This is a genomic window from Halomonas sp. TP35, assembly GCF_052375975.1.
Taxonomy (GTDB): Bacteria; Pseudomonadota; Gammaproteobacteria; order Pseudomonadales; family Halomonadaceae; genus Vreelandella; species Vreelandella citrativorans.
The window spans coordinates 1-19,436 of the sequence record NZ_JBQSUZ010000017.1; the positions used below are offsets into that span (position 1 = coordinate 1).

20 protein-coding genes and 2 tRNA genes are annotated in these 19,436 nt (G+C 51.0%); 13 read left to right on the forward strand and 9 right to left on the reverse strand.

Annotation, left to right across the window (positions count from 1 at the left end):
* Nucleotides 1–388: 388 nt before the first annotated feature.
* From ACT3RU_RS15365 to ACT3RU_RS15375, 3 genes are all read left to right on the forward strand, one after another.
* On the forward strand, nt 389–946 hold the full coding sequence (locus tag ACT3RU_RS15365) for a cytochrome b (RefSeq protein WP_087107432.1): 558 nt from the start codon (nt 389–391) through the stop codon (nt 944–946).
* A 162-nt stretch (nt 947–1,108) separates the two neighbouring features.
* Nucleotides 1,109–1,693 (forward strand): YceI family protein, encoded by a 585-nt coding sequence (locus tag ACT3RU_RS15370; protein WP_192528329.1) that lies wholly within the window; start codon nt 1,109–1,111, stop codon nt 1,691–1,693.
* Nucleotides 1,694–1,836: 143 nt separating this feature from the next.
* Nucleotides 1,837–3,123 carry an MATE family efflux transporter gene (locus ACT3RU_RS15375; protein ID WP_412767844.1) on the forward strand — a complete coding sequence of 429 codons (1,287 nt, stop codon included), beginning with the start codon at nt 1,837–1,839 and terminating at the stop codon, nt 3,121–3,123.
* Nucleotides 3,124–3,158: 35 nt separating this feature from the next.
* Here ACT3RU_RS15375 and ACT3RU_RS15380 read toward each other — a convergent pair whose 3' ends face one another.
* The 3 genes from ACT3RU_RS15380 to ACT3RU_RS15390 all read right to left on the reverse strand — a co-directional run bounded on the left by ACT3RU_RS15380 (nt 3,159) and on the right by ACT3RU_RS15390 (nt 6,394).
* Nucleotides 3,159–4,643 (reverse strand): NCS2 family permease, encoded by a 1,485-nt coding sequence (locus tag ACT3RU_RS15380; protein WP_483392885.1) that lies wholly within the window; start codon nt 4,641–4,643, stop codon nt 3,159–3,161.
* A 221-nt stretch (nt 4,644–4,864) separates the two neighbouring features.
* Nucleotides 4,865–6,055 carry an amino acid aminotransferase gene (locus tag ACT3RU_RS15385; RefSeq protein WP_192528324.1) on the reverse strand — a complete coding sequence of 397 codons (1,191 nt, stop codon included), beginning with the start codon at nt 6,053–6,055 and terminating at the stop codon, nt 4,865–4,867.
* Nucleotides 6,056–6,394: a 4a-hydroxytetrahydrobiopterin dehydratase gene (locus tag ACT3RU_RS15390; protein WP_172118416.1), complete on the reverse strand. Its 339-nt coding sequence runs from the start codon at nt 6,392–6,394 to the stop codon at nt 6,056–6,058. It abuts the gene before it with no gap.
* 126 nt (nt 6,395–6,520) lie between these two features.
* Between ACT3RU_RS15390 and cobA the strand changes: the two genes are divergently transcribed.
* The 4 genes from cobA (at nt 6,521) to dcd (ending at nt 10,081) form a co-directional block, all read left to right on the forward strand.
* Complete coding sequence (gene cobA, locus ACT3RU_RS15395) at nt 6,521–7,300, forward strand: uroporphyrinogen-III C-methyltransferase (RefSeq protein ID WP_192528323.1); 780 nt, start codon at nt 6,521–6,523, stop codon at nt 7,298–7,300.
* Between the two features lie 143 nt (nt 7,301–7,443).
* Complete coding sequence (locus ACT3RU_RS15400; protein ID WP_192528322.1) at nt 7,444–8,553, forward strand: coiled-coil domain-containing protein; 1,110 nt, start codon at nt 7,444–7,446, stop codon at nt 8,551–8,553.
* Nucleotides 8,554–8,702: 149 nt separating this feature from the next.
* Nucleotides 8,703–9,503: an iron-sulfur cluster carrier protein ApbC gene (gene apbC / locus ACT3RU_RS15405; protein ID WP_087107420.1), complete on the forward strand. Its 801-nt coding sequence runs from the start codon at nt 8,703–8,705 to the stop codon at nt 9,501–9,503.
* Nucleotides 9,504–9,514: 11 nt separating this feature from the next.
* Complete coding sequence (gene dcd, locus ACT3RU_RS15410) at nt 9,515–10,081, forward strand: dCTP deaminase (protein WP_087107418.1); 567 nt, start codon at nt 9,515–9,517, stop codon at nt 10,079–10,081.
* A gap of 111 nt (nt 10,082–10,192) precedes the next feature.
* Here dcd and purN read toward each other — a convergent pair whose 3' ends face one another.
* Entirely contained in the window at nt 10,193–10,945 is a 753-nt protein-coding gene (purN, locus tag ACT3RU_RS15415; RefSeq protein ID WP_192528321.1) for a phosphoribosylglycinamide formyltransferase, read from the reverse strand.
* Nucleotides 10,942–12,009: a phosphoribosylformylglycinamidine cyclo-ligase gene (gene purM, locus ACT3RU_RS15420; RefSeq protein WP_192528320.1), complete on the reverse strand. Its 1,068-nt coding sequence runs from the start codon at nt 12,007–12,009 to the stop codon at nt 10,942–10,944. Before purM ends, purN begins: the two co-directional genes overlap by 4 nt.
* Nucleotides 12,010–12,208: 199 nt before the next feature.
* On the opposite strand from purM, the gene ACT3RU_RS15425 reads away from it, so the two are divergent.
* Both ACT3RU_RS15425 and hda read left to right on the forward strand, forming a co-directional pair.
* Nucleotides 12,209–13,321 carry an AI-2E family transporter gene (locus ACT3RU_RS15425; protein WP_087107411.1) on the forward strand — a complete coding sequence of 371 codons (1,113 nt, stop codon included), beginning with the start codon at nt 12,209–12,211 and terminating at the stop codon, nt 13,319–13,321.
* On the forward strand, nt 13,318–14,022 hold the full coding sequence (hda, locus tag ACT3RU_RS15430) for a DnaA regulatory inactivator Hda (protein ID WP_192528319.1): 705 nt from the start codon (nt 13,318–13,320) through the stop codon (nt 14,020–14,022). The genes ACT3RU_RS15425 and hda overlap by 4 nt, the downstream gene beginning before the upstream one ends.
* A gap of 60 nt (nt 14,023–14,082) precedes the next feature.
* On the opposite strand, the gene ACT3RU_RS15435 is transcribed toward hda, so the two are convergent.
* A complete protein-coding gene (locus tag ACT3RU_RS15435; RefSeq protein WP_087107407.1) occupies nt 14,083–14,457 on the reverse strand; it encodes a phasin family protein in 375 nt (124 codons plus the stop codon).
* A 240-nt stretch (nt 14,458–14,697) separates the two neighbouring features.
* Between ACT3RU_RS15435 and ACT3RU_RS15440 the strand changes: the two genes are divergently transcribed.
* Nucleotides 14,698–16,074, forward strand: a complete 1,377-nt coding sequence (locus tag ACT3RU_RS15440; RefSeq protein ID WP_192528318.1) for a class II fumarate hydratase — start codon at nt 14,698–14,700, stop codon at nt 16,072–16,074.
* Between the two features lie 8 nt (nt 16,075–16,082).
* On the opposite strand, the gene ACT3RU_RS15445 is transcribed toward ACT3RU_RS15440, so the two are convergent.
* Nucleotides 16,083–17,156: an endonuclease/exonuclease/phosphatase family protein gene (locus ACT3RU_RS15445; protein WP_192528317.1), complete on the reverse strand. Its 1,074-nt coding sequence runs from the start codon at nt 17,154–17,156 to the stop codon at nt 16,083–16,085.
* Between the two features lie 172 nt (nt 17,157–17,328).
* Between ACT3RU_RS15445 and ACT3RU_RS15450 the strand changes: the two genes are divergently transcribed.
* From ACT3RU_RS15450 to ACT3RU_RS15460, 3 genes are all read left to right on the forward strand, one after another.
* Nucleotides 17,329–17,405 (forward strand) — tRNA-Val (locus ACT3RU_RS15450).
* Between the two features lie 21 nt (nt 17,406–17,426).
* Nucleotides 17,427–17,503: transfer RNA gene (locus ACT3RU_RS15455), tRNA-Val, on the forward strand.
* Between the two features lie 326 nt (nt 17,504–17,829).
* Nucleotides 17,830–18,105, forward strand: a complete 276-nt coding sequence (locus tag ACT3RU_RS15460) for a hypothetical protein (RefSeq protein ID WP_087107401.1) — start codon at nt 17,830–17,832, stop codon at nt 18,103–18,105.
* Here ACT3RU_RS15460 and ACT3RU_RS15465 read toward each other — a convergent pair.
* Together ACT3RU_RS15465 and ACT3RU_RS15470 are read right to left on the reverse strand one after the other, a co-directional pair.
* The gene (locus ACT3RU_RS15465; protein WP_192528316.1) at nt 18,102–18,569 is read right to left on the reverse strand and encodes a GAF domain-containing protein; all 468 of its coding nucleotides are present in this window, start codon (nt 18,567–18,569) and stop codon (nt 18,102–18,104) included. The two genes, ACT3RU_RS15460 and ACT3RU_RS15465, sit on opposite strands and share 4 nt — an antisense overlap.
* 67 nt (nt 18,570–18,636) lie before the next feature.
* On the reverse strand, nt 18,637–19,428 hold the full coding sequence (locus tag ACT3RU_RS15470; protein WP_087107398.1) for a MetQ/NlpA family ABC transporter substrate-binding protein: 792 nt from the start codon (nt 19,426–19,428) through the stop codon (nt 18,637–18,639).
* Nucleotides 19,429–19,436 lie beyond the last annotated feature (8 nt).

Consider the following 19,436-nt stretch of genomic DNA (forward strand, 5'->3'; position numbering starts at 1 on the left):
AGTAGGAACCGCTTATAAGGTGCTGATTGTGCGGTCCATGAAAGCTGTTAGCACGTTAATCAATGGTTTTTACGAATGGTGTATTCTGCTTTTTTCAGCAGTCTTTTAAAGCGCCAGCCAGTATGCTCCTGATATTCATGACGGTAGCCGCGCAAGAGTCGCTCTTTCGGCGGCTTGAGAAACTGAATGTCGTTTTGATGTTTGATGATAGTGTTCAGCTGAGTGCTTTGATGGGTGCTCCGCTGTGATTAACGGGCGCTCTCGTACTGTCTTGACTTCGATAAGAACAGGCCTGCGATAGCCATGAGCGAAATGCCACCACTTGAGCATGCTTGACAGGAAGGCGAGTCAGCATAGCGTTTGTGTGGTAGTAACGAGGAAGAAAAGAATGTGGCGGAACACACAGCGCACTTGGGGTCTCGTGAGTATTCTGTTTCATTGGCTTAGCGCCATAGCAATTATTGGCCTGTTTATATTGGGCTGGTGGATGACGGGGCTTGGTTACTACGATAGTTGGTACAATCTGGGGCCATGGGTGCATCGCTCAATTGGCATGTTACTGTTGATAGCCACGGTTGCACGCATAGCGTGGCGCTTACTGCAGCCGACGCCGGCAGGTGAAGGCAGCCGTTTCGAAGTCTTGGCGGCTCATCTGGGCCATATCGCGCTCTACATCGTTTTGCTTCTTGTCATGCTTAGCGGTTATATGATTTCTACGGCTAATGGCCGGGGTATTAGCATTTTCGGTTGGTTTGATGTGCCTGCATTACTGCATGGCCTTCCTAATCAGGCCAGCATCGCCGGTGATATTCATTGGTACAGCGCATTAACATTGGTAGTTTTGGCAGTAGGACATGCGTTAGCCGCATTTAAACATCACTGGATTGATCGACACGCTACACTGGTGCGTATGGTTAATCCGGTGCGCCGATCTGAGCATTCATAAGCGATAAATGCTAATACATAAGTACTAATTGAAAAGTACTCATTAAAAAGTACTTCGAGCTTGGTGAGCAAACTCGTAAATACTGGCTGGAATCGCGTTTTCAAGCATGGAGAAAATAAAAAATTCTCTGTGTCTACTAAGGAAAGAGAGGAGATAACCATGATGTTGAAGAAAAGTGTTGTTGCATCTGCTATTGCCGCGGCTGCATTGGTGCCATTAAGCCAGGCTCAGGCAGCTGATTATAACGTTGATACCGAAGGCCAGCACGCTTTCGTACAGTTTAAAATTAACCATCTTGGTATGTCTTATATTCTGGGTAGTTTTGAAGAATTTGATGGCCAACTCTCTTACGACGAAGACGATGCAGACGCTTCTGCTGTTGAGTTCGAGGTTCAGGTGAATAGCTTGAACTCTAACCATGCTGAGCGTGACCGTCACATTCTGAGCAGTGATTTCCTGAATGCAAGCGAATATCCAACCGCTTCATTTGTCTCGACGAGCTTTGAATCAACAGGCGACAACGAAGGTGTTGTGACGGGTGATTTAACGTTACACGGCGAGACGCAAGAAATTGAAATGCCTGTGACGTTAATCGGTCAGGGTGAAGATCCATGGGGTAATTACCGTGCCGGTTTTGAAGGCAGCACAATGCTTAATCTGGGCGATTATGGTATCGATCTGAGCGATTTCCCCGAGCCCATGCACGAGCTAGAGCTTTATGTGACGTTTGAAGGTATCCGTCAGTAAGTCATCCGTGTTAAAAAGCGCCATCGCCCCAAGGGGCGATGGCGCTTTTGGTTATAAACATTGCAAATTAAGGAGCTACCGGTTTGAGCACTGTATTGAGTCAGCGCAAGTTGGCAATAACTCTATGGCGCCAAACCTGGCCAATGGCCATCGGGGTACTGGCGTTATTGGGTTTTCAGCTTGTTGATAGTGCTTTTGTCGCTCGCCTTGGCACTGCACCTTTGGCAGCGCAATCGTTTACCTTTCCACTCTCCTTCTTAATTATTGGGATCCAAGTGGGGATGGGCATTGCTATTGCGGCGCTTATTTCTCGAGCCTTGGGAGCTGATGAGCATGCGAGAGCAAAGCGCTTAACCAGCCTGGTATTGCTTGCCGGGGGAGCCGTGATTGGCGTGCTGAGCATAGGCTTATGGCTTTTCCATGAGCCTGTTTTTCGTCTGTTAGGTGCAGATAACACGGCGCTTTCTTACATCCGTATTTATTGGGGGCCGCAGCTTTGTTCAGCATGGCTGGGTGCGGTGCTTTATTTTATCTATAGCGTATTTCGTGCCCACGGTAATACCAAGCTGCCGGGTAAGATGATGGTGCTTAGCAGTGTGGCCAACCTGGTGCTCGATCCACTGCTGATCTTTGGTGTTGGCTCCTGGGAGGGCTTGGGGCTGCCTGGGGCTGCCTGGGCAACGTGTATCGCATTCACTTTGGGGTTAGTGATTACGAGCCAGGCGCTGATACGTAAGCAATGGGTGTCTAACGTTGGGCTCTTGGATGAGGCCAAGCACTCCTGGCGCCCTTATGTGGGCATTGCCGCTCCCGCGATGGTGAGCCAATTGATGCCACCTCTTGCCAGCATGTTAACCATTGCCGTTGTCGCTGGGCTTGGCGATACCCAAGTGGCAGCGTGGGGACTGGCAAGCCGCCTGGAAACGCTTTCGCTGATGGTCATATTGGCGATGACTATGTCGCTTCCGCCTTGGTTGGGACGCTGTTATGGGGCCGGGGATTGGGGGCAAATTCAGCAGTTAATACGCTTGGCGCTTAAAGTGGCTGTTATATGGCAGCTAGGTCTTGGCGTGATACTTGCCTTGGGTGCGCCTTGGCTCGCGATGGCTCTGGCGGGAACGCCTAACGTGCAAAGCGAACTCACACTACTGATTCGCTTCTTGCTGCCAAGTTATGCTGCGCTAGGGGTATGTATGTTGGTGGTATCGGCGGGAAATGTGTTGGGCTGGCCACTGCGCGCCATGCTGCTTTCCAGTGCACGGCTCTTTGTCTGCTATTTGCCTTGCCTGTGGGTAGGCTCTCTGCTCTTTGGCTGGTGGGGGCTGGCTGCTGGCGCCGCAATAGGCAATCTGTTGGCGGGTTTAACTGCATGGGCCGTATTGGTACGTATATTATCCCGCCCGCAACGGCAGGCGGGATATAACGGCTAAGGTGATTCATAAATGGGTAATTAATACATAGGCAATTAACGCTTGTGCGGTGCTTCCTGGAACGAGAAATAGGCAAATAGGAGCGCCATTGCCAAGTAGCCGAGTACAAATTGCGGCGCGGCGTTCAATGCAAGTTGAGGTGCGTGCATTAAACCCACAAATGAAAAGCCTGCTGCAATCAAGGCAAACACAGCAGCGCGCCGAAACTGATGATCAATCACCGACACCGTCATGGCGCCCAACAAAATAGCCATAAACATGGCCCCTTGGCCCATCACCACAATGGCACTGGAAATATCGCTAACCACTTCGCCTGCGCCACGGCTAAAGCGCGTCATTATATAGTTAGCAAAGTAGGGCAGCATGGCGAGTGCGACGGCGGGATAGTAGCGCGTATCGTTGGCCTGGAATGCCGTGGCAATCATCGACATGCCCACAAAGACTAATATGGGCGCTACCACCGAGACGGGAATAATGGCGGCCAAGGCCGCAATTAATCCTGTCATGGTGGCCAGCGCATAAACAGCACCGTTCAATAAGCTGTAACCGCGCCCGGCGCCCATCCACTTTGCGCCTACCGTGGCGATATACACGGTAGTAGGAAAAACGCCGCCAAATAGTGCGCCGATCATGGTACCTACGCCGTCAACCGCTTGACATTCGCGGACGTCGTATTTGTCGCCAGCTGCCTCCATCGCTTCAACGTTGTTCATGGTCTCAATGGCGTTATAAAGCGTAATGGGAAGAACAACGGTTAGAACAGCGAGCATACCGGTAAATAGCAACCCCAGACCTTCAAACCAGGCCAGGTTGGGAAGTAGCGGGTAAAAGCCTAGGTGCGTAAATGCATCGCTGAAGCGCTCACTGCCAGCATCACCAATCAAGTAAGCCATCGCCGTGCCAACAATAATCGCGAACAGCGAGGTAGGTAGTTTAAAGGGCATGCTGACCCGGGCTACCAGGCCAACGATAATAATAGCCAGCACGAGAAGGCCAATGACCGGTACTTCCAGTGTTTTAAATAACATCTCACCGGCAATAAACGTTAGTGCTACTCCCGCGACAGCCCCCAGCATGGCAGCCCGTGGCAGGTGATACTGCACCCATCGGCCAATCAGGCTAATCGCCGCTTCAATAGCGCCACTAATAAAGCAGGCAGCCACCGCAACCTTCCAGGCCAACTCGGTATCACCGGTCAGTTGCTTGGCGGGTAACAGTACGCCAAATAAAAATACAAACATAACCGGAGTAGAAATGCCGTATGAAAGGGCGGTGACGTCGGTACGGCTCTCTTTCCTGGCTAAGCGTGCAGCGCTCCAGGCGTAATAGAAGTTGCCGACCATAACGGCAATGGCCGCTCCTGGTAGCACCTGACCATAGACGATCGAGGAAGGGAAGCCCATGCCCAGCATGGTAATCGCGATAACGATAAAGTTGGCGATGTTGTTTTGGAAGAGAGCAAAGAAGGCATCGGTGTCTTCTTTTTTATACCAAGGGTAATGTGTGCTGGCTGCCGCCATGGAAAGCCTCGTTAATGAAAGAGTTTAACAGTGCAAGCCGTTAGGCAGATAGACCCAGGTGGGGTTGACTGATCGGTCAGGTTGGCGCTGAACAGGACGCCGCACGGGCGGCCCTGGCTCTGGCGGCAAGCGCGCAATTGTACACAACAATACAACCATTCCCAAGATACAAAAACGCCCAGGCAAAGCCTGGGCGCTGAGTAAAGCATTAGGCAACGCGGCTAGTCGTTAACCGCTGCAATCGCTTTGGCAAGGTAAGGGAGATTTTCATGAGAGAAGCCCGCAACGTTGGCGCGCCCAGAGCGGACCATGTAAATGCCAAACTCATCGCGTAAGCGATCTACCTGGTCAGGCGTTAGCCCGGTGTAGGAGAACATGCCGCGCTGTTCAGCAACACAAGCATATTTCTGATCCAAGCCGTAGGGTTTCAGGGCTTCCACAAAATCACGGCGCAGCGTATTAATACGGTCACGCATTTCGGTGAGTTCTTCACGCCACATGGTGGTCAGTTCGGCATCGTTTAAAATTTCGCTTACGATGGCGCCGCCGTGAGCAGGCGGGTTGGAGTAGTTTTCCCGGGCCACAATTGCCACCTGAGAACGCACATTCTCCATCTGTTCCGCGTCTTTAGCGACCATGATAAGGCAGCCAGTGCGCTCGCAGTAGATACCGAAATTCTTCGAGCAGGAGCTGGTGATAATCACTTCGTCCAGCTGTTCGGCTAGTAGGCGTACGCCATAGGCATCTTCGTCCAGTCCTTCACCAAACCCTTGGTAGGCGAAGTCAACGAGTGGTAGGAGCTTGCGTTCCCGTAGAACGTCCAGCACTTTCTGCCACTGCTCTTGGGATAGATCGAAACCGGTCGGGTTATGGCAGCACGCATGCAGCACCACAACGTCGCCTTCAGGAATTTTTTTCAGCGCGGCCAGCATGCCTGAAAAATCGAGGCGGTTATCAGCATCTACATACGGATATTTATGCAGCGCTATGCCCGCAGAAGTAAAAATACCGTGGTGATTGGGCCACGTCGGGTCACTTACCCAAATACCTTTATGGGGCAGCTGAGTCGCAATAAAGTCAGCCGCTAAGCGTAACGCACCGGTACCGCCGGGGGATTGAGTAGCGCTGGCGCGCTTGGCTTCCAGTACGGGGGAGTCGGTACCCAGCACCATGGGCAATACGACATTGCTGTAGGCGGGCGCCCCGTGCGAACCGATATAGGTTTTGGTGGCTTCATTCTTGAGCAGGCGAGCTTCAGCTTCTTTGACAGCGCGCATTACCGGTGTATTACCCTTTGAATCGCGGTAAACCCCTACGCCCAAATCAACCTTTTGCGGATTGGTATCTTTTTTGAAAGCTTCGATCAGCCCGAGAATGGCATCTCCAGGGACTCGCTCAATATGCTCAAACATTTACTCAGCTACCTCGTCGGTTCTGGCGGCAAGAATGAAATCATTAAGATGCAGGCCATTAATACGATGTGTCCACCACATTACGGTGGTTTTACCCCATTCGGTGATTAACATGGGATGGTGTCCGGCCTGCTCTGCTATTTCGCCAACACGCTGGGTAAATGTCAGCGCCTTGGCAAAGTCATAAAACGAAAAGCTTCGTGACAGCTTTATGATGCCATCGTGCTCGACAATCCGCCACTCCGGTAATTGCTCAAGATAAGCCTGACACTCGCTTTTATCTAGCGGCGGGGTATCTTTCGAGCAGGGTTCACAGATGGTTTGTGCAAGCCTGAGCATATACATTCCCTCATAAAATCGGCATAACACTGGTCATGAAAGCAGGCAAACGCAATCACGGCCAATTATCATTGGCATGATTACGCGTAAGCAACAATATAGGTATGAATTTTGTCAGGAGGTGGAATGAGTGGTTTTGTTAGCCTGGTGGGCGCAGGTCCTGGCGATGCAGAGTTATTAACCTTAAAAGCCTACAAGCGTCTTCAGCAAGCAGATGTCGTGCTTTACGACCGCTTGGTTAGTAGCGCTATTTTAGCGCTACTGCCGAGCAATACGCAGCGCTTCTATGTTGGAAAGGTTCGGTCACAGCATAGTGTTCCTCAACAGGAGATTAATCAACGCTTGGTCGACTGGGCCATTGAGGGCAAAAAAGTCGTAAGGCTTAAAGGCGGTGACCCGTTCATCTTTGGTCGCGGCGGTGAAGAGCTGGAGGCGCTAATCACTCATGGAGTAGCGGTGGAGGTTATTCCCGGTATCACCGCCGCCTCAGGATGCTCCGCTTATGCTGGCATTCCGCTTACCCACCGTGATCATGCACAGGCTGTCCATTTTGTAACGGGGCATTGGGCGGATGATGAGCAGGCAATGGAGTGGGAAGCGTTAGCAAAGCCAGGCCAAACACTGGTTTTCTATATGGGGCTAAACAGCGTTGGTGTGATTAGCCAAAAGTTGATGGCGTATGGGATGTCGAGTGATACGCCACTGGCGTTGATTGAGCAAGGGACGATGGCTAAACAGCAAATCCATGCGGGAACATTGGCATTGCTGCCTGAGGCCTTGACGACAGGCCGTATTCAATCACCGGCGCTTTTAATTATTGGTGGTGTGGTTTCACTCCACAAAAAGCTTGCGTGGTTCAAAAATGCTCATCCAAGCGAAGCTCCTGTTCATAATGATCTACAGTAGAAGGTGGGCTTAGCGTAATGCATTGAATCTGCTAATAGACTGGCTAGATGCCATTTGCTGTGTATCCTTGTAAAGAACGATATGCGCTAAATGCACCATTAACGCTGCTGATATCGGCAGCCTGGTAGAGAGAGGGACGCAGAATGTCAGAAGAACACCATTCGGATCATCAGACGCCTGCGAGCAGGCAGGATGCCAAAACACTATTTAAAGATAACCGAGTCAGGGCTATCGCGGGTATCGCCGCCATTGCCGTTATTTGGGCGATCATGGCGCAGTCCAACGCAGGCACTCATAAAGAGCGTGTTGAAGCGCTTGAAGGGCAGCTTGCAAGTGTTGAACAGGACAATCGTCGTTATAGCCGCCGTATCCAGGAAATAGATCAGGCAGAAACCAATTTAGCGGACATGCAGGCAGAGATGGCGCAGCTTGAAGAGCAGCGCAATGAGGCCAGTTCTGTGTTGGAAAGTGCACAAAATGACGTGACTGCTGTTCAGACGCGTCTTGAAGAATTAGAAACTCAACGAGATGAACTTCAAAATGAAGTGGATGCTTTAAACCAGGAGCTGGAAAACGCCCAAGGCGATATGCAGTCACTGCGCGATGAGCGCGATGAAATCACAACGACCCGTGATAATGCTGAGACGACACTTCAGCAGATAGAAGAAGCCCAGCAGAGCGCTGATGAAGCGCGGCAACAGGCTGAAACCGCACGCCAACAGGCTGAAGAGCAGCGTCAGCAAGCGGTTGAAGCACTAAGTAGCGCTGAAGATGATTTTGCTGAACTTGAAGAGAAGAGCCGTCAAGCTAATGAAGCGCTCACTGGTCTTGAGGAGCTGGTGGCTTCGGCACAAAGTGAACTGGATGAGTTGGAAAAGACGCGTGACTCCCTTACCTCTGAGCGTGATGAGCTTCAAAACGAAGTCGATTCATTGGTTGAGCTTCGTGAAGAGGAGTCGCAGAGCCTGGAGCAGGTGCGTGGCGAAATGGAAGACTTGATGGTTGCGCTTGATCTTGGTCGTAATGAAGTCGCTAACATTAATAGCGATATTGAAGCGCGTGAAGAAACCTTATCTCAACTGGAGTCTCAGCTAAGTAGTTGGCGAGACGAGCTTTCTTCCCTTGATCAGCGTTTAGGTAGCGCCGATGATGCAGCAAATGACGCTTCATCTGAGGGCGGCGCAACGGATCAGGCGCCTGCCAACGAAAGCGATAACAACCAATCACAGAGCCAACAGCAAAGCAATAATTAAGCGTATTCGTCTGAATCAACCAGACGAATTGACAGGCGGATGCTGGTAGCCCCAGCATCCGTTTTTGTTTGTTGGTTTATGAATACGTGGCCAAAGAGTATCATTTGGCGCAACGTGAATAGTTTGCCTGGATTATAGGAGCGCGACTAATGGACGGCGTTAAACATATTGTCGCAGTGGCCTCGGGAAAAGGTGGGGTTGGTAAATCGACCGTCACCGTTAACCTGGCGCTGGCACTGTCTGCCCAGGGTTATCGTGTGGGCGTACTGGATGCGGATATTTATGGTCCAAGCCAGGCACAAATGCTTGGTGTGAAGGAGGGTGTCCGTCCTGAAGCGACTGACAACAACCAGTTTTTACCGTTGAGCGCCCATGGCCTTCAAGCCATGTCGATGGCCTTTTTGGTTAATACGCGTGAAGCGATGGTCTGGCGCGGGCCAATGGTGGTGGGGGCTTTTCAGCAGATGCTCACACAAACACAGTGGGATAATCTTGATTTCCTACTGATTGACATGCCCCCCGGCACTGGCGATATACAGCTGACACTGGCGCAAAAAGTGCCAGTAACGGGGGCGGTAATTGTGACCACCCCGCAAGATATCGCGCTGTTGGATGCGCGTAAAGGTATCGAAATGTTCCGCAAGGTGAATGTCCCGGTGCTTGGTGTGGTTGAAAACATGAGCCTTTACCACTGTGAAAACTGTGGTCATGAGGCCGCAATTTTTGGTACAGGAGGAGGGGATAGCATTGCCGAAGAGTACCAAACAACCGTGCTGGGACGGCTACCATTGACGTTGTCCATTCGAGAGCTGGCAGACTCGGGTACTCCAAGCGTTATCTCAGAGCCTGATAGCTCGGTAAGCCAAACGTTTGCAGAGATTGCCAGGCAAGTTGCCCAGTCAGTAAATGGCAGCGAGAGCGATGGGCCCACTATTTCTTTTAGCGAGTGATGAAGTAACACATGAGTATCAAATCAGATAAGTGGATTCGTCGCATGGCACAAAGCGATGCCATGATTGAACCGTTTGAAGCGGAGCAGGTTCGCTATGTTAATGATCAGCGAGTGATCTCTTACGGCACATCCAGCTATGGCTACGATGTCCGCTGTGCCGATGAATTTAAGGTGTTTACCAATATTCATTCGGCCATTGTTGATCCTAAAGCGTTTGACGAAAAAAGCTTTGTGGACGTAAAAGGTGATGTTTGCATTATTCCGCCTAACTCGTTTGCGTTAGCTAGAACGGTTGAGTATTTTCGTATTCCGCGCAGCGTGCTGACTATTTGCCTGGGCAAATCAACGTATGCGCGTTGCGGTATTATCGTGAACGTCACGCCGCTTGAGCCGGAATGGGAAGGGCACGTAACGCTTGAGTTCTCTAATACGACCAATTTGCCAGCCAAGATTTATGCTCACGAAGGTGTGGCGCAAATGCTGTTTTTAGAGTCCGACGAGGTGTGTGAAACGTCGTATAAAGATCGAGGCGGGAAATACATGGGGCAGCGTGGTGTTACGTTACCGCGCACGTAATAGATACGCCTGTTAAGTAGCCCTAAAAGCAAGGCCTTACGGTTTCCCGTAAGGCCTTGCTTGCTATTTACTATGCGCGTTTCTGCGAACAGTAACCGACAGGTCGATCAACTACACGTCAGTGTCTTCATCCAACTCTTCGTCAAGCTCTTCAGCGGCATCGGCATGAGAAAGGCGCATACCATGTTCAGGTAGAAGATGACCGTCCATTTTGGCGCCTTCCGCGCTGTATTGCAGCCGCCCCTCTAGAAACCACTGCACGGCGATTGGATAAATCAGGTGCTCGCGGGCGTGGACCTTCTCTTTAAGCGTCTCTGCGTTATCTTCAGGAGTGACCGCTAATTCTGCTTGCAGAACTACGGGGCCGCCATCCAACTCTTCGGTAACAAAATGCACACTGCAGCCGTGGCTGGTTACTTTGTCGGCCAGCGCCCGCGCATGAGTATTTAACCCTTGGTACTCGGGCAGCAGTGAGGGGTGAATGTTCAGCATCCGACCCAAAAAGCGTTGTACAAAGCGCGGCGTTAAAATACGCATAAAGCCAGCCAGCACAATCAAGTCGGGTTCATGGCGCTCAATCACCTTAATCAGCGCGCCGTCGTAAGCCTCGCGGTTGTCATATTCGCGATGAGGCAGGGCGACGGCCTCGATGCCAGCCTCGTGGGCGCGCTTCAAACCATAAGCGTCAGCCACGTTGGAGATCACCGCCACAATCTCTCCGCCTAAACGGTCATGCGACTGCGCATCAATCAATGCTTGAAGATTACTGCCGCTGCCTGAAATCAGCACAACGACCCGCCGTGGCCCGGTAGGTTCTGGCGTCATGTCGGTCATCGTGTCGCTGGGATATTCGGTACCACTCATGCTGACAGGTTCTCCAGCACCACCGCTTCTTCCTGACGTTGGGTAATATGACCGATACGATAAACCGTTTCACCTTGAGCTTGAAGGTGAGCCATGGCCTGGTCAGCTTCAGCCGCAGGAATCACGAGTACCATACCGATGCCGCAGTTAAGCACGCGGTGCATTTCGACTTCGTTAACATTGCCTTGGGCCTGAAGCCAATCGAAAACCGCGGGGCGCTGCCATGTATTAATATCAATATGCGCTGCTAACGTATCAGGTAGTACGCGCGGAATGTTTTCCAGCAGGCCGCCACCGGTAATATGGGAAAGCGCATGAACCGGAATAGAGGTGCCACGCATTAGTGAAAGTAATGATTTCACGTAGATACGAGTTGGCGCCATTAACGCATCACCCAACGGGGCATTATCCACTTGGGTGTCGAGTGAGGCATTGGTGACGTCAAGGATTTTACGAATCAGTGAATAGCCATTGGAGTGAGGGCCTGAGGAGGCAAGCCCAAGAAGAACATCGCCTTCTGCCACTTTACTACCATCAAGAATTTCGGATTTTTCCACCACACCAACGCAAAAACCGGCTAGATCATAGTCACTGCCTTCGTACATGCCTGGCATTTCGGCGGTTTCACCACCCACCAGAGCGCAGCCTGCCAGTTCACACCCCGCCCCAATACCCGTGACAACATCTGCCGCGATATCCACATCCAGCTTGCCCGTGGCATAGTAGTCAAGGAATAACAGCGGCTCAGCGCCTGCAACAATCAAATCGTTAACGCACATGGCTACCAAGTCGATGCCGATAGTGTCATGTTTGCCAAGGTCCATGGCGAGACGCAGCTTGGTGCCTACGCCATCGGTGCCAGACACCAATACAGGCTGCTTATAGCCTGCGGGTAGCTCGCATAGTGCGCCAAAGCCGCCTAAGCCGCCCATTACTTCGGGGCGTGTGGTACGTTTGGCAACGTGTTTAATGCGGTCAACTAGGGCATTTCCGGCATCAATATCGACACCTGCATCTTTATAGCTGAGTGAAGGAGTAGCCGGAGAAGTGGAAGTCTCGGTCATGACAGTTCCTGTGAAGCCTATAGCAGTACGGGGTAGTGCTGGCGAAATGGCCAGTGCTGGGCAATAACTGCAGAAGATTGTAACACCCAGCGGCGTGGGTCGCATCGCCGGTATACATGTTGGGTCAGTGTTCCTCCAACTTTTGTTATTATTAAGCGTACAAAGCGCTATTGATGGATCCAGGAAGGAGAGTCATGTAATGCGAAATTCATGGTTGGGGGTTGGCCTCCTCGCGATTTTCATTGGGCTGGTGTATGTACTTAATTCGATGTTGATGCCCTTTATTGCCAGCATGGTATTAGCCTATTTAGCTGACCCGCTCACTAACTACTTTCAGCGGCTGGGAATGAAGCGTCCATTAGCCGTCAGCTTGGTATTTCTAGTGCTGCTTATCGTATTAACGGCGAGCCTGCTGATTTTTATTCCGCTGGTGATTCAACAAATCAAGCAGCTAGGGGAAGTGATGCCTGATATGTTCATGTGGGTTGAAAATGTGCTGGCGCCACAGGTTCAGGAGTGGACGGGCTACGATTTGCGTGCCGAGTTAACCAATGTGCGTGAAGTATTGGTTGAAAACTGGCGTGATGCGGGAGGGTATTTGGCTCAAGCGTTAGGTCAAATTGGTCGCTCAGGTATGGCCTTTATGACATGGATTACTTATATCGCTTTGATTCCCGTCGTGACGTTTTATTTACTCCTCGACTGGAAGCGGATGCTGCGTAACTTTGCAAGCCTGGTACCAAGGCAATGGGCTGACGATACCTTTCGCTTAGCGCGGCGCTGTGATGAAGTGTTGTCCTCTTTTTTACGCGGTCAGCTATTGGTGATGTTGTGCCTGGGCGTTATTTACGCGACCGGTCTTACCGTAATGGGGCTTAATTTTGGTTTGTTGATAGGATTTGTTGCCGGACTGGTAAGTTTCGTACCCTTTTTGGGGTTTATTGTTGGCATTGCCGTCGCCTTAATTGTTGCATTATTTCAATTCGGTACGTGGTGGGCGGTGCTCGGTGTGATCGTGGTATTTAGTATCGGTCAAGCTGCAGAAAGTGTCATACTGCAGCCCAAACTACTGGGCGATAAAATTGGTTTGCATCCTGTCGCCGTTATTTTTGCCGTACTGGCGGGTGGGAATTTATTTGGGTTTACCGGTGTGCTGCTAGCGTTACCCGTTGCGGCTGTTTTTATGGTGCTGCTTAGAGAGCTTAATGATCGTTATAAGCACAGCACCTTTTATAATGCTGAACAAGGCTCGCTAACGCCTTTAAACCACCATAATGGGCAGGGTCGTCACGACGAAAGGGAGTCATCATGAGCCGAGTGCCGGCACAGCTGCCGTTAGGAGTGGGGTTGCGCGATGATGCAACCTTCAATAACTATTACGCTTCAGGCGCGAATGCTCCACTGGTTGAACACCTGACACAACAATTTCAACCGAATGCAGAGCCGTTTATCTATTTATGGGGCGCGCAAGGCAGCGGGAAAAGCCACCTGCTTCAGGCCGCCTGCCATGCAGCTTCCGATGCTGATCTACGGGCCTTGTATTTGCCGTTAGCTGACCTGGGGCATTTTCCGCCCCTGATGCTTGAAGATATAGAGCGATTGGATTTAGTCGCGATTGATGATCTTGAGTATGTCGTTGGCCGAAAACGGTGGGAAGAAGCCCTGTTTCATGCGTTTAATCGCTTGCGCGATGCTGGCAAACAGCTTGTTATCGCCTCTAACACACCTCCGCGCCAGCTTGAGGTTGTGCTTCCAGATCTTGCTTCGCGGCTTACCTGGGGAGTGACGTTTCATTTACACCCCTTGGATGACGAAAGCCGTTTGGCCGCGCTTAGGCTGCGCGCCAATGTCAGAGGAATGCAGCTACCCGATGATGTAGGGCGCTATATTTTGCACCGCGGGCCTCGTGAATTAGGCGATTTATGCAAGGCGATTGAAACTCTGGATCAGGCTTCCTTGTCGGCTAAGCGTAAACTGACAATCCCGTTTGTTAAGTCTGCACTTGGCTGGTAAGCAAAAACCCGCTGATTGGATCAGCGGGCATATAACGATTAATTGTTCAGAACTTAAAAATTAGGTAGTTTGACGCATCTTGCCAGCAGCAGCCTGTGCTTGTTTCACGTTTTCTTCGGTTAGCTTCTGGCTTTTCTTGAAATAATCTTGCTGAAGCGAAACCACTTTATCGGCATCGCCTTTCACACGTTCCGCTAGCTGCTTAACAACCTGCTGTTGGCCTTCCATATAATTACGCAATCCTTGCGGATCTTTAACGCTGGTTAGCTGGCGCAATTGATTAATACCCGTCTCAGCATAAGCCTGGTTTGCCTCCACCTGAGCGTTCAGCATCTTTTCGGCATAATCAATCGTTAGCGCAGCATAAGCGCGTGCAGGGGCCATAAAGACGTTATCAAACTGCTGGTTCATTTCATTTGTGTTGAATGCATTCATTATGAAACTCCTGCCTGAACAATAAAAATGTCATTAGTTTAGCTTATCTGCAGTGCAGCATAGCAGTGGTTTTTGTGCGCTGCAATATAAAGAGGCAAGCCTTATGTGGGCATGATAGGACATGACGGTTTACCTGGCCGGTTGGAGCGTCTAGCTTGAATAGCGGCAGCGGTTGAGAAGGGATTTGCCCACGTGATCGCTTGTAGATAAGGTTGATTACCACTCAAAGGAGAGAATCATATGGATACTCGTATCGAGCGCGATAGCATGGGTGAGCTTGAAGTGCCTTCTTCCGCGCTTTATGGCGCTCAAACGCAGCGGGCCATTAATAATTTCCCGGTGTCTCACACACCTATGCCCCCCGCGTTTATCCATTCCGTAGCGCGGATAAAGCTGGCTGCAGCGCGGGCTAATCAGCAGTTAGGCCTGTTGGATGATGCTAGAGCCACGGCTATTCAAAACGCAGCACAGGCTGTGATTAACGGGCAGCACGACGACCAGTTCCCGATCGACATTTATCAAACGGGCTCGGGCACTTCTACCAATATGAACGTGAATGAAGTATTGGCTACGCTGGCAAGCCGTGAAGGTGTCGACGTGACGCCTAATGATCATGTGAATATGGGGCAATCAAGCAATGACGTGATCCCAACAGCCATACATGTGTCAGCAGCGATTGCGGTTAATGAGTCTCTCAAGCCAGCCCTTGGGCACTTAAAGGCCTGTATTGATCAGCGTGCCACAGAGCTAAGAGGTGTTGTTAAAACGGGTCGTACACATTTAATGGATGCGATGCCGTTACGTATGGACCAGGAGCTCGGGGCCTGGTCGAGCCAATTGGGGCAGGCCATTGAACGATTCGACAGCGCGATGAGCAGGCTATGCCGTTTGGCCCAAGGTGGTACGGCGGTCGGTACGGGTATTAATGCTCCGAATGGTTTTGCTGAGCAGGTGGCCAAAGAGCTAAGTGAGCAAACAGGGCTTGGTTTTGCACCCAACGACAGCTTTTTTGCCAGCCTTTCATCTCAGGATGCCGCCGTTGAACTATCCGGGCAGTTAAAAGGCCTCGCGTGCGTCATTATGAAGATTGCCAACGACTTACGCTGGATGAACTCAGGCCCCTTGGCTGGGCTCGGCGAAATTGAGCTTGAGGCACTTCAGCCAGGTAGTTCCATCATGCCGGGCAAAGTTAACCCTGTGATTCCTGAGTCGGCAGCGCAGGCGTCAGCCCAGGTGATTGGGTTGGATGCCGCCATTACCGTGGCAGGCCAGAGCGGTAATTTTCAGTTGAACGTCATGCTGCCACTGGTGGCAACTAATTTGCTCACGGCGATTACGCTAATGAGTAATACGTCACGGCTACTGGCGGACCGGGCAATTGCAACGTTCAAGGTGCGAGAAGATAACTTGCAAGGTCCCTTGGCTCGAAATCCGATTCTCGTGACCGCGCTGAATAGCGTGATTGGCTATAACGCCGCGGCGGCAGTGGCTAAAAAAGCCTACCAGGCAGGTAGGCCTATCATTGATGTTGCTGAGGAAGAGACGGATCTGGATCGTAAAACGCTGGAACGCCTTTTGGATCCAACCGTATTGACCCAGGGAGGCGTTCCGGAGTAACCAGTCGATCAGGTTTGTTGCTTCTCGGTTTTGCCTTTTTGAATAGTTTCGCTGGCTTGTTGACGCTCTTCGCTGTCGGCTTCGGGTCGCTCCTGCTCATTTTGGCGAGAAGGTTGATAGCATAAGGTAGCGAGAATAGGAAAGTGGTCAGACCCAAAGGCGTCAAGGCGCTGCATGTTGACCAAGGTAAAATGGTTGGTCACAAAAATGTGATCAAGAGGCCAGCGTAATAAGGGGTTCTTGGCGTGGAAGGTGCTAAACATGCCCCGGCCGCGCCTGGGGTCAAGCATGCCGCTAACCCGGCAAAATAGTCGCGTGGTACGTGACCAGGCTACATCATTAAGATCGCCAGCGACCAGGGTAGGCTGGGGCGTTTGGTGCACCTCTTGGCCCACCCATAAAAGTTCGGCATCACGCCATAGCGACTTTTCGCTTTCTGATGGTGCAGGTGGACGAGGGTGGACGGCATATAGACGAATATGGTCTCCGCTTTCAAGCTGAACCTGAGTATGAATGGAAGGGATATCCTCCTGGATCAGCCATTTAACGGAGGCATCTTTCAGCGGCAAGCGCGAATAAAGATGCATGCCGTACAAGTTATCTAAAGGCACTTTAACGTTATATTGCCACTGTTCTGCTAGCACGGGGTCGAGCTTATCCTGCCACCACTGATCTGACTCAAGGGTTAAAATGATATCCGGCTGGTGTTGCCGGATCATCCCCAGTAATCCTTCCGTGTGCCGATTAGGCGTCAGCACATTGGCAATTAAAAGCGTAATGTGCTGTTTGCTGGGAGACTGCTTGGATGCGTTTTTAACGTCCACTGGCCACAGCCGGGTCCAAGGCAAGATATATTGGCTTTGTAAAGCGATGGTGATGAGAACGATAAGCCAAATCGCGGTATGCCAATTGCCAGGCGATAGAAAGACGAGAGCGGATACCCCACAAAGCAGCGACAGAGTTGCTATTTGAACGCGAGGGAATTCAAAACAGCGGATCCACCACCAGTGAAGAGGGATGCGTGCAATCAGTGTTGCAAGCAGTGGTATTAACGCCATGCACACAAGAAGAGGGGCGAGCATTATTGGTTTCCTGCATTAGAAAGAGGGTTGGATTGTTTAAAACGCTGAAAATTTAAATACTCACTTACGTAGCGATTTTATAGCGAGATAGTGCGTGAATGGGTTGTTCAGAAAGAAAAAATTAGCTTGCAATGCAGTGATAAATAAGTAGAATACGCATCCGTTGCACGACAGGACCATAGCTCAGTTGGTTAGAGCGCCACGTTGACATCGTGGAGGTCGGCGGTTCAAATCCGCCTGGTCCTACCATCATCGCAACCTTTTCTATTTAGGACCATAGCTCAGTTGGTTAGAGCGCCACGTTGACATCGTGGAGGTCGGCGGTTCAAATCCGCCTGGTCCTACCAAATTGTTAGCCCCGTGCTTTTTTAAGCGCGGGGTTTTTTCGTTTAGCGTCGTTTTCATACCGTGCACGTTTATTTCGCGCAGCATTTTTATTCATACAGCTTACTTTGTCGGGTGTAACGCCCAGCGATTAGGGTGCTTGGTACACTGTGTCGCCTTGGCTAGCATCACGCCCCCAGGCGGTATCTTTTTACGTGAGATGGTGTCTGTCACGATAACGTCATGCTTCATGAAGTACAATATGTGTATAGCTATTGGCGTGGCAGTATGCGGGAATTCGTGCCGTGATGAACAACTCTATCCATGAACATAATTCAAGGATGAAGATATGTATCTTAATTTATTGCCCCGTTGGGCCTCTGTTTTTGGCGGCTTAAAGTTAGGCCTTAAATCTGCAAACAAACCGCCGCTAGTGAGCGATAATATTGAGAGTGTGGAGCTTGATAAGTATTTTCATACGGCTCAAGAGCTAGGGTTGAGCCGCTATAAGGCAGAAGAAATATTCAACCAAACGCTAAGAAAAGCGCGCCGCCGCTCTGAACTATCCATGAGTGACGTTATTTTTCGCGCTTACTGCACGATTCATCTACATGCTTACCACTAGCGGGTCGGTAGATCTGTTTGGCGCTGAAAAGTCGCTATTAGCGCTTCGATTCCTGCCTGATCGTCTGCGGTAAAGCGCGCAGGTAGAGGGCTGTCCAAGTCTAGAACACCCCATAGATAACCTTCTATCACGATGGGAATGACCAGCTCGGAGCGTGAGTCGGCATCACAGGCAATATGGTCTGCGACGGCGTGTACGTCATCGACCCGCTGTGTTTGCTGCTGGCGCGCTGCGGCTCCGCATACGCCTTTGCTAAAAGGGATAGGATGGCAGGCGGGCTTGCCCTGAAAAGGCCCTAGCCCCAGAACCTCAGGTTGACGCTGAAGATAAAACCCCGTCCAGTTTAGGTCAGGTACTTCCTGCTGAATAAAAGCGCACATTTGAGCACTGTTGGTAAGCCAGTCGCGTGTATCAAGCAAGGCTTCAAGCTGGCGGTTGAGTAGCGTGTAATTAATGGTTGGCATCATTATCTCATCATAAACGCATCAGGCCGACACTAAGGTCGGCCTGATGAGGTGCTTGCTGAAGGGGTTATTCAGTCCAGCCCGGTACGGCAGCGCCTTTAAACAGCTCTTCAGCTTTGGCTGCTACTTCGTCGCGCTGATAGGCATCCACCAGTTGGCGAATGTCTTCACGCTCTTCGTCACCGCCGCGCACAGCAATAAGGTTCACGTAGGGGGACTCAGGGCCTTCTTTGATCAGGGCGTCGTCAAGCTTTAAGCCTGCTGGCTGGGCGAACGTGTTATTGATAAACGCCATGTCGACATCGCGTAATACGCGGGGCAACTGGGCGGCTTCAATTTCACGGAAGCGGAAGTTGCGCGGATTCTCGGCAATATCGATCGGCGTCGCTTCCAGGTTCTCCGGATCGTTCAGGGTGATCAGGCCTTCGTTATGCATCAAAATTAGCGCACGACCTTCATTAGAAGGATCGTTGGGCAGTGCAATCTGTGCACCGTCGGGCAGATCTTCAATACTGTCGAATTTTTCTGAATAAGCACCGATCGGATAAACAAAGGTATAGCCTGCAACGGCAAGATCATAGCCGCGATCGCTAACCATTGCATCCAAGTAGGGGGCATGCTGGTAGGCATTGGCATCAAGGCTACCGTCGGCCAGCGCAACGTTGGGCGTTACATAGTCGGTAAATTCGATAATTTCGACATTAAGGTCGTACTCTTCTTTGGCAATCCGCGCCGCCACTTCCATGACTTCAGTTTCGGGGCCGGCAACGGTGCCCATTTTCAGCGTGCGGGTTTCTGCGTTGGCAACGTTAACGGCCAGTGCCAAGGCTGTCAGGCTACCAATTATTAGTTTTTGCATGATAAGTC

What these genes read in the sequence shown, in the direction of transcription:
- ACT3RU_RS15425 (WP_087107411.1), top strand. Translation starts at nt 12,209, where the DNA reads ATGCGAAATTCATGGTTGGGGGTTGGCCTCCTCGCGATTTTCATTGGG.
- hda (WP_192528319.1), top strand. Translation starts at nt 13,318, where the DNA reads ATGAGCCGAGTGCCGGCACAGCTGCCGTTAGGAGTGGGGTTGCGCGAT.
- ACT3RU_RS15365 (WP_087107432.1), top strand. Translation starts at nt 389, where the DNA reads ATGTGGCGGAACACACAGCGCACTTGGGGTCTCGTGAGTATTCTGTTT.
- dcd (WP_087107418.1), top strand. Translation starts at nt 9,515, where the DNA reads ATGAGTATCAAATCAGATAAGTGGATTCGTCGCATGGCACAAAGCGAT.
- ACT3RU_RS15400 (WP_192528322.1), top strand. Translation starts at nt 7,444, where the DNA reads ATGTCAGAAGAACACCATTCGGATCATCAGACGCCTGCGAGCAGGCAG.
- ACT3RU_RS15465 (WP_192528316.1), bottom strand. Translation starts at nt 18,569, where the DNA reads ATGCCAACCATTAATTACACGCTACTCAACCGCCAGCTTGAAGCCTTG.
- ACT3RU_RS15435 (WP_087107407.1), bottom strand. Translation starts at nt 14,457, where the DNA reads ATGAATGCATTCAACACAAATGAAATGAACCAGCAGTTTGATAACGTC.
- apbC (WP_087107420.1), top strand. Translation starts at nt 8,703, where the DNA reads ATGGACGGCGTTAAACATATTGTCGCAGTGGCCTCGGGAAAAGGTGGG.
- ACT3RU_RS15385 (WP_192528324.1), bottom strand. Translation starts at nt 6,055, where the DNA reads ATGTTTGAGCATATTGAGCGAGTCCCTGGAGATGCCATTCTCGGGCTG.
- ACT3RU_RS15460 (WP_087107401.1), top strand. Translation starts at nt 17,830, where the DNA reads ATGTATCTTAATTTATTGCCCCGTTGGGCCTCTGTTTTTGGCGGCTTA.
- ACT3RU_RS15470 (WP_087107398.1), bottom strand. Translation starts at nt 19,428, where the DNA reads ATGCAAAAACTAATAATTGGTAGCCTGACAGCCTTGGCACTGGCCGTT.
- ACT3RU_RS15375 (WP_412767844.1), top strand. Translation starts at nt 1,837, where the DNA reads ATGGCCATCGGGGTACTGGCGTTATTGGGTTTTCAGCTTGTTGATAGT.
- ACT3RU_RS15445 (WP_192528317.1), bottom strand. Translation starts at nt 17,156, where the DNA reads ATGCTCGCCCCTCTTCTTGTGTGCATGGCGTTAATACCACTGCTTGCA.
- ACT3RU_RS15440 (WP_192528318.1), top strand. Translation starts at nt 14,698, where the DNA reads ATGGATACTCGTATCGAGCGCGATAGCATGGGTGAGCTTGAAGTGCCT.
- purN (WP_192528321.1), bottom strand. Translation starts at nt 10,945, where the DNA reads ATGAGTGGTACCGAATATCCCAGCGACACGATGACCGACATGACGCCA.
- ACT3RU_RS15390 (WP_172118416.1), bottom strand. Translation starts at nt 6,394, where the DNA reads ATGCTCAGGCTTGCACAAACCATCTGTGAACCCTGCTCGAAAGATACC.
- cobA (WP_192528323.1), top strand. Translation starts at nt 6,521, where the DNA reads ATGAGTGGTTTTGTTAGCCTGGTGGGCGCAGGTCCTGGCGATGCAGAG.
- ACT3RU_RS15380 (WP_483392885.1), bottom strand. Translation starts at nt 4,643, where the DNA reads ATGGCGGCAGCCAGCACACATTACCCTTGGTATAAAAAAGAAGACACC.
- purM (WP_192528320.1), bottom strand. Translation starts at nt 12,009, where the DNA reads ATGACCGAGACTTCCACTTCTCCGGCTACTCCTTCACTCAGCTATAAA.
- ACT3RU_RS15370 (WP_192528329.1), top strand. Translation starts at nt 1,109, where the DNA reads ATGTTGAAGAAAAGTGTTGTTGCATCTGCTATTGCCGCGGCTGCATTG.